At 72.5% G+C, this 1,965-nt stretch carries 1 protein-coding gene and 1 pseudogene; both read right to left on the bottom strand.

The window, feature by feature from the left end; translation table 11 throughout:
• Nucleotides 1-809, bottom strand: a pseudogene (locus KBX53_RS31375) (endonuclease Q family protein); the annotation flags it as partial.
• A gap of 61 nt (nt 810-870) precedes the next feature.
• Nucleotides 871-1,965: metallophosphoesterase (locus tag KBX53_RS31370; RefSeq protein ID WP_210863372.1), on the bottom strand; the 1,095-nt coding region annotated here is incomplete at its 5' end.

Below are 1,965 nucleotides of genomic sequence, written 5' to 3'. Positions count from 1 at the left end.
CCGGTACGCAGCGCCTCCCGAACGGCGAAGTAGTCCCGTTCCGCGGTCAGCACTGTCGCCTCCCGGCCGAGAGCCGGTGGCGAGTGCGCGTCCGAGTTGGACACCAACTGGTAGCCGTCCAGGCTGCCGACGCGCCAGTTCATCGCGGGGTCGGAGGAGAGCCCGGTCTCCACGGCGAAGATGTGTTCGGCCAGGTCGGCGTAGCAGTCCGCGATCGCGTCGAAGCCGGACTTCGAGCCCAACGCGGAGAACCAGGGGGTCCAGATGTGCGCGGGCACCAGGTAACCGTCGGGGCTGGCCTCCAGGGTGATCTCCAGCAGGTCGCGGGAGTCCAGTCCGAGGATCGGCCGGCCGTCGGAGCCGAGGTTGCCGATCCGGCCCAGCGCGGTGTTGAACCGGGCCACCGCGTCCAGATCCGGCAGGTAGATCAGGTGGTGCACCTTGCGGGTCCGGTCGTCCCGCTTGTAGATGGTGGAGATCTCCACGCTCAGCATGAACCGGACCGGGTCCGCCTCCGCCGTCGAGGCGAGTCGCGGTGGCAGTCGGCGGGCGATGTCCCGTTCCGCTTCCGGGTCGAGTCGGTAGAGCCCCGGCTCGGCCGGGCGCAGCGTCTCCCGCAGGTGGTCGTACCAGGCGGGGTGGGTGAAGTCGCCGGTGCCGAGCAGGCCGATGCCCTTACGCCGGGCCCACCACGCGAGGTTCGGCGTGGTGAGATCACGGCTGCACGCGCGCGAGTACTTCGAGTGGATGTGCAGGTCCGCGACGAATGGCGGTAGGCCACCGGGGGGTACGGCGCTGAACGGGGGCACGCCGCATCCTGTCACGCCCGCCGCGCCGGCCACCCGCCGCCACGCGCGGACGTGACCTCCGCTATGCCGAGCGCAGCTCGACCAGACTGATTTGCGGCTCCGCGCCGACCCGGACCGGCGGACCCCAGAAACCGGCGCCGTTGGTCACGTAGACCTTGGTGCCGTCCACCTCACCGAGCCCGCTGACCACCGGCTGCTCCAGCCGGACGGCCAGGTTGAACGGCACCATCTGCCCGCCGTGGGTGTGCCCGGACAGTTGCAGGTCGACGCCGTAGCGGGCCGCCTCCTTGGCCGCCACAGGCTGGTGCGCGAGCAGGACGACGGGCCGGCTCGGGTCGCGGTCACCGAGGGCGGCGGCGAAGTCCGGACCGGCCGCGAGGCCGGTGCCCGCCCCGCTGAGGTCGTTCACGCCAGCCAGGTCGAGCACCCCACCCCGGGCCTGGATCTCCTGCCGCCGGTTCTGCAGCACCCGCAGACCGAGCCGGTCGACCTCCTGGACCCACTCCTCGACGCCGGAGTAGTACTCATGGTTGCCGGTGACGAAGAAGCTGCCGTAGCGGGAGCGCAGGTCGCGCAGCGGCGCGGCGGCCGAGCCGAGTTCGGCGACGGAGCCGTCCACCAGGTCACCGACGACGGCGACGATGTCCGCGTCGAGCCGGTTGATCGCGGCGACGATCCGCTCGGTGTGTGCCCGGCCGCGCAGCGGGCCGAGGTGGATGTCGGAGACGGTGGCGATGCGCAGACCGTCCATGCTGCGGGGGAGCTTGGCGAGCGGGATCCGCACCCGGTCCAGCTGCGGCGGGCCGAGGGCGGTGCGGACGCCGTACCCCGTGATGCCGGTGGCGGTGAGGCCGGCGAAGATGGCCGCCCCACGGGCCAGCAGCAACCGACGGGACGGGTCGTGGTCCGGTGCCGCGACAGCGCCGGCGGCCGGCGGGTCGGTCGGCCCGGCGGCACCGACCAGTACCGGTTCGGGCGCGGCGGTGGTCGGCTCCGCGGCAACCACCCGGCGGCGCAGCACCAGCCGGGCGACGAGCATCGGCACTTCCAGCACGACAAGCACGACAAGCAGGTAGAACATCAGCGCGAGCCACAGGTAGCCCGGCCAGGCGAGCCAGTAGAGCCCGGCCTGCGTCCCGGCGAGGGTGACCGGCAC

This window comes from Micromonospora sp. M51, assembly GCF_018070305.1.
Classification (GTDB): Bacteria; Actinomycetota; Actinomycetes; order Mycobacteriales; family Micromonosporaceae; genus Micromonospora; species Micromonospora parva.
The sequence above is the reverse complement of the archived record's forward strand: the minus strand, read 5'-3'. Positions and strand labels throughout refer to the sequence as shown.